General features: G+C 72.7%; 2 protein-coding genes. One reads left to right on the forward strand and one right to left on the reverse strand.

Translation table 11 applies throughout. The features are described from left to right. Window positions 1-39: 39 nt before the first annotated feature. On the reverse strand, window positions 40-7,350 hold the full coding sequence (locus tag ACFXGX_RS10405) for an SDR family NAD(P)-dependent oxidoreductase (protein ID WP_384787646.1): 7,311 nt from the start codon (window positions 7,348-7,350) through the stop codon (window positions 40-42). Between the two features lie 633 nt (window positions 7,351-7,983). On the opposite strand from ACFXGX_RS10405, the gene ACFXGX_RS10410 reads away from it, so the two are divergent. Next, window positions 7,984-9,300: a benzoate/H(+) symporter BenE family transporter gene (locus ACFXGX_RS10410; RefSeq protein ID WP_384787649.1), complete on the forward strand. Its 1,317-nt coding sequence runs from the start codon at window positions 7,984-7,986 to the stop codon at window positions 9,298-9,300. The last annotated feature ends 813 nt before the right edge of the window (window positions 9,301-10,113 follow it).

Here is a 10,113-nt window from a genome sequence, read left to right on the forward strand (position 1 = left end):
GCGTCACCGGACCCGCCGCGGGATCCGTCACCGAAACCCTCACCAGCCCGAGGCGGTGTAGACGACGGCGGTGGTCGACGGGTCGCCCCAGGCGAGTTCACGCAGCAGGGCCGCGGTGCCTTCCTCGGGGTCGATCAGGCCGATGCCCCGGCGGCCGTAGGCGCGTGCCAGCTCCGGTCCGACCATGCCGCCGTGCCGGGCGGCGGGTGCCCAGGGCCCCCAGTGCACGGTCAGCGCCCGGTGCCCGGTGCGGGCGGCCCAGGCCGAGCCGAGGGTCTGGAGCGCGTCGTTGGCCGCCGCGTAGTCCGCCTGGCCCCGGTTGCCGAGTACCCCGGAGATGCTGCCGAACAACACACTGAACGCCGGTCCGTCGGGCAGTTCCTCCAGCGCGGTGAGCAGGGCGCCGGCGCCGGTCGCCTTCGTGCCGTAGACCCGCTGGAAGGACTCGGGGGTCTTCTCGGCGATGATCCGGTCCTCGATCACCCCGGCCGCGTAGACGACTCCGTCGAGGCGGCCGTGCTCGGCGTGGATGTCCTTGACCGCCTGGAGCACCGCCTCCGGCTCCCGGAAGTCGACGCAGCGGTAGCGGACTTCGCTTCCGAGCGCCCTGAGTTCCGTCAGCGTCGTGGTGATCTCCCGCTGGGCGAGGAGGAGTTCGGCGGCCTGGTTGATCGCCGCCGGTCTCGTCCCGCCGCGGGCGGCGAGCGCCGCGCGCAGTGCGGCCGGGGTACGGGCGGCGGCCGTGTCCGGGTCCTCCGGGCCGTCCGGCACGGGTGTCCTGCCGAGCAGTTCGAGCCGGCACCGGCCGGCGGCCGCGATGGCCGCGGCGCACTGCGCGGTGATGCCGCGTGCCCCGCCGGCCAGCAGGACCACCGCGTCCCGGTCCAGGCCGAGCGCGGCGGCTTCAGCCGCACCGGCACCGGCCGGGCCGGCGCCGGTGCCGCCGAGGATCCCCAGCGGTGACTCGACGAGCTCCAGACCGAACCGGCCCTCCGGCCGGCGCAGGACGACCGGGGCGAGGCTGGACACGCACAACTCCTCGACGAGCGCGTCCGCGAGCAGCAGCCCGTCCGCGACGGACAGCGTGTCCGCGACGGTCAGGGTGTCCGCGACGGGTGACGTGGTCACCACCTCCACCGTCCGCGCGACCAGCGACGGGTACTCGCGCGCCACGGTGCGGAAGAAGCCGCGCAGCCCCGCAGCCGCCGTGTTCGGCGTGTCCCTGCCTACGGCCCGCAGGGCCAGCAGCCGGCGCGGTTCCAGGGCGAGGGCGGCCTTCAGAACGGGGAACGCGTCCGGCAGCACCGGCGCGCCACCCGTGACGAGGTACAGGACCCCGTCCACCCGGCCGTCGTCCTGGGTGAGCAGATGTTCCCGGTCGCGTACGACGACGTCGGCGCCGTACGAGGTGAGCCGGGCGCCGATCTCGGGAGCGTCGCCGAGGACGGCCCACCGCGTGCCGGACAGTACGGCCGCCGGATCCGCGATGTCACCCTCCTGCCCGAGGGGCACCGACCGCAGCAGGTACCGCTTGGGCGCCTCGCCGCCCACCGTCGCGGCGTTCACCGCATCGCTGTCCGCCGCATCGCCGTTCACCGCGTCGCTGCTCGCCGATCGCACGGCCTCGACCGTCCCGGACGCCTCCGACGCCTCGAACGCCTCAGCCGACTCGGTAGCCGCGGAGGCTTCAGCCATGTCGGCCGCCGGGATCGTCTCGGAGTCCTCGGCGGGAAGCGTGGTCGGCTCGGCGGGGCCGGAGAGCCGCGCGGTCAGCCAGTCGGTCACGGCGGCGGCCGTCCGTGCCTTCGCCAGTTCCTCCAACTCGGCGTCGTCGAGGCCGGTGAGGTCCGCGCCGTCCCCGGCGCCGAGGCGCCGGGCCAGTTCGCCGGCTATCTCGGCCCGCTTGATGGAGTCGATGCTGAGATCGGCCTCCAGGTCGAGATCGGGCTCGATCATGTCGAGGGGATAACCGGTTCGCTCGCTGATGATCTCCAGGACCACCCGCTGGACGTCGACGTCCTGAACCGACGGCGACCCGGTGGCGCCTGCCTGGTCGGCCGACGGCCCTGTGGTCCGCGGTGGTGGGGACATCGGCGGCTCCGCCTGGGGTGCTGCGGCCGTCGTGTCCCGCGGTGCCGACGCGGCGACGGGTGCGGGTGGCGCGGCCGCCCGTTCCCCGGCCACCGCTCCGAGGTAGGTCATCAGCACGTCACGCTGGGCTGCGACCATCTCGCGGCTGGTGCGCAGGAATTCGGAGATCAGCGCGTCCTGGGCGTCCTGGCGGTCCTGGTAGTGCACGTTGTTGCTGCCGTTGCTGCCGTTGCTGCCGTTGCTGCCGCGCATGTCGCGCATGTCGTGCATACCGTGGTGGCTGTCCCGGTCGGACGGGACCGCGTGCGGGGGGTTCGTCGGCACAGTCGTCTCCACGACTCGTCGGGCCGGTGCGAGCGCACCGGGGAGGAGGTCTCCGGCGGCGGTGCGTACCAACTGTCCGTCGACCGTCCAGCCGGGCCGCTTCGGAACCGGCGTGCGCACGGCGTCGACGGCGTCGCGGCCCCGTAGCAGCCAGCCGGTGCGCACCGGCAGCCCGGCGACGGCCAGTCGGGCCAGGGCGTCCAGCCAGCCGCGCAGTCCGCTGTCCGGGCGCGGCTCACAGGCGACCGTCCGATGCGGCAGGTCGCCGAGGATCTGTCCGACCAGCCCGGTCAGCACGGATCCGGGTCCGGCCTCGACGAAGATCCGCGCGCCCGCCTCGTACATCGCCTCGATCTGCTCGACGAACCCGACCGGGGCGCCGATCTGTGCGGCGAGTTCGGCCCGCACCGCGTCCGGGTCGGCGGCGTACGGCGTCGCGGTGCGGTTGGACCACACCGGGAACTCCGGCGCGCGCACCGGACGGGCCGCGAGCGCCTCGGCGAACCGGGCGCCCGCACCGGCGACCACAGGGCTGTGGAAGGCGCAGGCCACGGGGATGCGCCGGGCGTCGTACCCGGCCTCGCGCAGCAGACGCACGGCGTCCGTGACGTCGTCGGCCGGGCCGGATATCACCGTCTGACGGGGCGCGTTGCGGTTGGCGACGACCACGGCGGCCGGGGCCTCCACAGCCCGAAGGGCCCCTACGACCTCCGCGGCGCCGGCCGTGACCGCGGCCATGGTCCCCGGGTCCGCTCCGCGGTCCGCCCCGGCGGCCGCGAGGATGGCCGCCGCCCGTTCGGAGCTGAGCGCGAGAAGCGTCTCGGGGCTCAGGGCGCCCGCCGCGCTCAGGGCGACCAGCTCGCCGTAACTGTGCCCGGCGGCCATGTCGGGCCGCACCCCGGCCGTGGTGAGCAGGGCGTGGGCGGCGAGTCCGGTGATGCCGAGCGCGGGCTGTGCGGCCCGGGTGTCGGTGAGCGCCGCCCGCTGCCGGTCGCGTGCGCCGTCGTCGAAGGCGGTGGGCGGGTACAGCCGGCCCGCGTGGTCGGCGCCGAGTTCGAGGTAGTGGCGCAGCTCGGGGAAGGCGACGAACAGGTCGCTGAGCATTCCGGGGCGCTGGCTGCCCTGACCGGGAAAGAGGAAGGCGACCTTGCCCTCGGCCGGGTCCTGGGCGAGATGGACGCCGTGCGCGGGATCGTGCTCTCCGGCCAGCGCCCGCCGCAGCCGCCCGGTCAGTTCGTCCACGTCCGCGGCCACCACCGCCACCCGCGCCGGATCCGGACAGACGTCGGCCCGGCGGGCCGCGCTCAGCGCCAGGTCGCGCAGCCGCCACGGCCGGCCGTCGGTCTCGGCGGCCCCGAGCAGTTCCTCGGCGGCCCGGTGCGCCGCCGCCGTGTCACGGCCCCGGAACACGAACAGTTCGGCGGGCCATTCGTCCAGCGCCTGCGCCGGTGCCGCGCCGTCCGCGTACGCGCCCAGCACCACATGGAAGTTGGTGCCGCCGAAGCCGAACGCGCTGACACCGGCGAGCCGTTGCGGGGCCGGAGCCGCCCAGGGCCGGGCCCTGGTGTGGAAGGCGAACGGGCTGCTCTCCTCATCCCAGGCGGCGTTGGGGTGCTCCAGATGCAAGGTGGGCGGCTGGACGCCGGTGTACAGCGCCAGGGTCGCCTTGATCAGCCCGGCCAGCCCGGCGGCACACTTGGTGTGTCCTATCTGCGACTTGACCGAACCGAGCGCACAGCTCCCCGGCTTGGCCCCGGCCCTACCGAACACCTCGCCCAGGACGGTCAGTTCGGTGCGGTCGCCGACCACGGTCCCGGTTCCGTGCGCCTCGACGAGACCGACGTCCGCCGGTGAGACACCCGCGTTGCGGTAGGCCCGCTCCAGCGCCGAGCGCTGCCCCTCGGGGCGGGGCGCGGTCAGACCCAGTGAGCGGCCGTCGCTGGAACTGCCGAGGCCCTTGATCACGCCGTAGATCCGGTCGCCGTCCCGCTCGGCGTCCGCGAGCCGCTTCAGGACCACGCAGGCGACGCCCTCGCCGAGCGCGATGCCGTCCGCAGAGTTGTCGAAGGAGCGGGAGCGCCCCGTGGGGGAGAGCGCGTGCACCGAGGAGAACAGGACGTAATCGTTGATGCCGTTGTGCAGGTCGGCGCCGCCGCACAGCACCACATCGCTGGTGCCGCCGGTGAGTTCCTTGCACGCGACGTCCACCGCGGCCAACGAGGAGGCGCAGGCGGCGTCGACGGTGAAGTTGGCGCCGCCGAGGTCCAGCCGGTTGGCGATCCGGCCGGAGATCACATTGGAGAGCATGCCGGGGAAGGAGTCCTCGGTCAGCCGGGGCAACTGGCCGTCGAGGCCCTCGGGGACGCGCCCGTGGTACGACGGGAGCACGGCGCGCAGCGTGGCCGCGTTGGACAGGTCGCTGCCCGCCTCCGCGCCGAACACCACCGAGGTACGGGAACGGTCGAACTCCCTTCCCCCGTCGCCGTATCCGGCGTCCTCCAGGGCGCGCCGGGCGGCTTCCAGGGACAGCAGCTGGACCGGCTCGATGCTGCCGAGCGACGCCGGCGGGATGCCGTAGCGCAGCGGATCGAAGGGGATACGGGGCAGGAAGCCGCCCCACTTGGAGGGGACGGCACCGCTGGAGGGGGAGGCGCCACTGGAAGGGGTGGCCCCGTCGTCGCGCTGCCCGTAGTGCACGGCCGGGTCCCAGCGCTCGGGCGGGACCTCGCCGACCGCGTCCCGGCCGCCGACGACGTTCGCCCAGAAGGCGGGGAGGTCGGGCGCCTGCGGGAACATACAGGCCATCCCGACGACCGCGATGTCCAACGGAGGGGGCACCACCGGCTCCCGGGTCCCGGACCCGCCCGGCCGCTCGCCCAGCCGGCCCCGCAGCCCCGCCGCCCGCCGTGTGAGGAAGCCGGCGGCCCCGGAGGTCACCGACTCGTGCAGCGCCGCGACGGTGGTGGTGGCCGAGCGCAGGACGGCCACCTCCCCGGCCATGAACATGCCGTCGGTGAGCTGGCGTGCCTCGTCGACCGACCTGAGCGCCCCGCCGCCGTCCCGTTCCACGCCCTTGCTCGCGAGCCGCAGCCGCCCGATGTTGAGCTGCTCCAGTTCCTCCCAGACCCGCCGGTCGGCCACGCCCGCGGACCGCAGCCGACCCTCGTGCTCGCGGTACCCCTCGGTGAACGAGCTCGGCAGGCAGCGGGTGGCGTGGCCGGGCGCGGTCTCCAGGAGCGTGGTCCGCTCGGCGGCCCGCACCTGGCGTTGGAAGAGCGGCTGGATCGCGCCGCGCGCGACCGCCTCCTCGGTGAACAGGTACGCGGTGCCCATGAGGACCCCGACGGCGGCCCCGCGCGAGGTCAGCGGGGCCGCGAGCGCGGCGACCATCGCCGCCGAGCGCTCGTCGTGGACGCCGCCCGCGAAGAACACCTCCAGCGACTCCGCCGTATCCCTGCCGTTCCCGTCGCCCGCATCCTCGCTGCCGCCCTTGCCGCCCCTGTTGTTCCTGCCGCTCCTGTCGGCCGCGTCGTCCAGGAAGTCCTCCAGGACCGCGAGTTGTGCCTCCCAGAGCGGGAAACTGCCGCGCGGACCGACGTGCCCGCCGCACTCGGAACCCTCGAACACGAACCGGCGGGCCCCGGCTTCCAGGAACTGCCGCAGCAGTCCCGGCGAGGGCACGTGCAGGAAGGTGCGGATCCCGTCCCGCTCCAGCGCCTGCGCCTGGGAAGGCCGCCCGCCCGCGATGACGGCGTGCGTCGGCCGCAGCTCCCGTACCGCCTCCAACTGGGCGGCGCGCACCTCCTCCGGCGCGAAGCCGAGCACGCCGACGCCCCAGGGCCGCCCGGCCACGGCGGCCCGGGTCTCGGCCAGCATCGCGCGGGTGCGCGCGCCGTCCGCCAGCGCCAGCGCGAGAAACGGCAGCGCGCCGTCCTCGGCGACCGCCGCCGCGAACTCGGCGCGGTCGCTGACCCTGGTCATCGGTCCCTGCGCGACGGGCAGCCGGGTGCCGAGCGCCCGGCTCATCGGGGAGCCCGTGCCCAGTGCTCCGGCGGCCGCGTCGTCGCGTACGACGTCGCGCACCGCGTCCGTCAGAGCGCGCACCGTCCCACGCACATCCCCCCAGCACCGCGCGAACCGGGCGGCGAGGAAGCCGTCCTGACCCACCGGCAGCAACTGGGTACGGGGATCCTGTGCGCCCAGTGCCGCCGCCACCGTCTCCGGGTCGGTCCCGGCGATGCGCGGCGCGTCCGGGCCCCGCCGGAGCAGCACCCGGTGACCCGCCAGCACCGTCGTCTCCGAACCGTCCAGGGGCCGCAGTTGCGCCGCGGCCGCCTCCGGCAGGGAGGACTCGGCGAGCAGTGCGAGCTGGCTGTCCAGTACCACCCCGGCCGCCCCGCCGGCCATCGCGGCGGCCGCCGTCCGGGGGCCGATTCCGCCACAGGCCCAGACCGGGAGCGGCATGTCGGGCGCGGCGAGCAGCCGCTGGAGCAGGACGAAGGTACTCAACTCCCCGATCCGGCCGCCGCATTCGCTGCCGCGGGCGATCAGCCCGTACGCCCCGGCGAGCACCGCGGCCCGCGCCTCGTCGAGGTCCGTGACCTCCACCAGCACACGGTGCCCGGCGGCCACGTCGCCGGCCTGCCACGGCGCGTCGACCGCGAGGACCACCGTGTCCGGCCGACCGGGATCGCCGGTCCCCGGCGCGAGGTCGGCGGGGTCCAGTCGGCAGCGGGCGCCGACCCGCACCCCGAACGGGCCCGGTGCCAGGCGGTGCAGGCGCTCCAGCGCGTCACGGGATCTTCGGTCCCCGTCGCCCAGGTCGAGAACGCCGAGTCCGCCGGCCCGGCACACCGCCGCGGCGAGCCGGGCGTCGGGTTCGCCGAACGGGGTGATGCCGATGATCATGTCCTCGGAACGCACAGCAGACGTCATGATTCTCCGAATCAAGCTGAGACTGCATGGTGGGGGATGCGGTACGACAACGATGGCGGCGCGTCGGATTCCGGCGGGACCTGCGACAACCCCGGGGAACACCGATTCATAAGGCCTGCTCGAAACGCGTTGAAAGGTAGCCCTGTTGTTACTGGCTGGTCAATGTTGAACCAGTGGGGCGGTGTGCGGGCGCATTGATTCGGTCAACCATGGACGCCGGAAGAGGTGCCGGGAATCGGAGCAATTCCTTGATGGTGGCGTCTCGTTCACTCCGCTCACACATCATCGAAACGCCAATAGGTGAATGAGGAACTTTCTCTGGTGCGGCATGTCCGAATCCGGGCGCACTTTCCCTTCGGGCGGCGGACTCGGGAAGATTCCATGTGTCGATCTTGAATTGACCGGGAAGGGTGCGTGCCGGGCGTGGAGGCTTCCGGCTCCTCGTGCGAGGACTTCGTCACCCGCGCGGCAGTTCGCCTTGTCGCCCGAGTGACGTGGGCGGTGGCACACCGCACCTGGTCGCGGCTCGCCGTCGCACTCCGACGACACGGCGGAGCGCTCTCCCCTCAACGCGGTCTCGGACAGTGGGATATGGGTTGTCCGACATGCAGGGAACTGGCGAGAATTTGTCCGGTGAACGAGATCGAACACCAGAAGTCGCCCAGGGGCGCGTCGGCCGCCGCCGTGTCGGCCGGCCTGATCGCGGTGTTGGTGGGAGTCACCAGTTCCGCTGCGATCGTCTTCGCCGCCGCAAAAGCGGCCGGGGCGGGGCCGGGAGAGCTCAGCTCATGGATGCTGGCCCTCGGGGTCGGTATGGGCGTCACGTGTATCGGCCTGTCCCTGCGGTACCGGGCTCCTGTGGTCACCGCATGGTCCACCCCCGGAGCGGCGTTGCTGGTGTCCGGCCTCGACGGGGTGACGATGGCTCAAGCCGTCGGCGCCTTCATCGTGTCCGCCGCGCTGATCGTGCTCAGCGGCCTGACGGGCTTGTTCGAGCGAGTGATGGGAAGGATCCCCGTACCGCTCGCGGCGGGCCTGCTCGGCGGGGTGCTCGTACAGTTCGGCACCGGACTCTTCGCCGGTATGGACGGTCATTTCGCCGTCGTGTTCTCCATTTTCGCGGCCTATCTGCTCGGGCGGCGGCTGCTGCCCCGCTTCGCGATCATCCTGGCGCTCGCGGTAGGCGTCGCGGTCGCGGCCGTACAGGGCTCGCTGCGACCCGGGAGGATCCGCTTCGCCTTCGCCGAACCCGTGTTCACGGCCCCCGCGTTCTCGTGGCAAGTGATCGTCAGCGTCGCGTTGCCACTGTTCGTCGTCACGATGGCGTCGCAGAATCTGCCGGGCGTCGCGGTCTTGCGCGGCGACGGGTACGACCGGGTGCCGGTGTCGCCTCTGATCACCTGGACCGGCCTCACCAATCTGCTGCTCGCGCCGTTCGGTTGCTTCGGCCTGAACCTCGCCGCCATCACGGCGGCCATCTGCACGGGGCCTGAGGCGCACGAGGATCCGGACCGGCGCTACTTGGCCGGAGTCTGGGCAGGAATCTTCTATCTGTGCGTGGGCATCCTCGGCGGAACGGTGAGCTCGCTGCTGACGGCACTGCCGACCGCCCTCATTCTCGGCATCGCCGGACTCGGCCTGCTCAACACCATCGGGAACTCCCTGGCCTCCGCCGTCTCGGACGACAAGTGGCGGGAGGCGGCGGTCGTCACGTTCCTGGCGACCGCATCCGGGGTGACGCTGCTCGGCGTGGGTTCCGCGTTCTGGGGACTGCTGGCCGGAGGGCTGACGGTGGCGGTGACGCGCGGACGCCTTCCGCGCGGAGCCGGCACATCGCGAGAGCCGACCCGTGCCGCCGCCCATTCCGTGCCGTCCGGCACGACATCTGCCGACACGGTCGACCTTCTTGGTGAGCAAGATCCGTTTGAAGGCGGAACCAGGACAGGTTGAGGTCGATGCCCTCAACGGCGGAGATCGAGCCGTTCTCGTCGATCGCGACGCGGACGAAGGACGCCGGGTAGATCCACAAGATCAATTACGCAATTTCTTCACCTTTGTGAAGTGGATCACCGCAAGGGGTGTCTCCCGCGATGACCGGCTGACCGGGAATGCGAAGCGTTGTACGCTCCGAAGACCGCCCTTGACCTGCAGAAGCAGGCAGGGAGCAGACGAATCGGGAGCTTCTTCGTGCTTCGTACCATGTTCAAGTCCAAGATCTAGCGGTTGGGTGTTTCTGCAGGTCAGAGCCCTGGTTGCCGTGCTGGGGTCAGCAATTGGTCAGCATGAGGCAGGACGGTGTCCTGGCTTGATCGACCTGTATCCGGGGTGGAGGCCTCCTGCGCCCCGCTCAGTGCCTCAGGAGTGGTGCGTACTTGCACGGCTGACGGTCTGGCCGGTCTGGAAGTTGTGTCAGCTCGCGCCAGCCGGGGCCAGCACGCGTGGGCAACGTGGAAAGTGACGCCCTCAAGGGCCAGTTCGACCGTCGTGTTGGTCGGTCGAACTGGCCCTTGAGGGCGTCTCGTTGGCTGACGGATCAGCCGGCGGAACCTTTTGCGCGTCTGCCCGCCCGGCCACAGGATCGCCCCTACCCTTCGACGGCCGTGGAAGCGTGCTGCGCTGAATGGAGAGTTCCGCTCGGAGCCCTCTGAGGCCGAGTCGTGGGGGGGGGGGGGGGGGAAACCCCACACCCGGCGCCCCGGCGGGGGGGGGGGGCGGTGCGCCGCGCGCGCGGGGGCGCCCCCCCACCCCCAACCACCCCCCCCC

Origin of the sequence: Streptomyces sp. NPDC059371, assembly GCF_042751995.1 — a bacterium.
Classification (GTDB): domain Bacteria; phylum Actinomycetota; class Actinomycetes; order Streptomycetales; family Streptomycetaceae; genus Streptomyces.

Excerpts from the sequence above, each read along its gene's own strand:
- ACFXGX_RS10405 (WP_384787646.1), bottom strand. The coding sequence starts at position 7,350 with ATGACGTCTGCTGTGCGTTCCGAGGACATGATCATCGGCATCACCCCG.